This is a genomic window from Pseudoponticoccus marisrubri (genome assembly GCF_001482405.1).
Lineage (GTDB): Bacteria > Pseudomonadota > Alphaproteobacteria > Rhodobacterales > Rhodobacteraceae > Pseudoponticoccus > Pseudoponticoccus marisrubri.
In genome coordinates this window covers 1-275 of sequence record NZ_LPXO01000090.1, presented here as the reverse complement: position 1 = coordinate 275, position 275 = coordinate 1, and the positions used below count along the sequence as shown (strand labels likewise).

The window sequence follows — 275 nt, the reverse complement described above, 5'->3', positions numbered from 1 at the left end:
TCTAACGTGGAGTTAGAACGATGGATAAGCAAGACATCATCAATTTTCTTTCAGAGCATAAAGCTTTGTTACAGGCACGGTTTGGGGTTCAAAAAATTGGCCTGTTTGGGAGTTATGTGCGGGAACAGCAAACACCGCAAAGTGATATTGATATTGTGGTAGAACTGGTCAGTGATAATACATTTCAAAGCTTTTTCGAGTTAAAAGAATATTTGGAGGCAGCGTTTCAAGCGCCTGTCGATTTGGGCGTTGAAAGTAGCCTGAAACCGGTTGTT

General features: G+C 41.5%; 1 protein-coding gene. It reads left to right on the top strand.

Features of this window, described 5'->3' with window-relative positions; genetic code table 11:
- Positions 1–20 precede the first annotated feature (20 nt).
- The coding region (locus AVJ23_RS22560) for a nucleotidyltransferase family protein (protein WP_084794877.1) at positions 21–275 on the top strand (255 nt) is incomplete at its 3' end.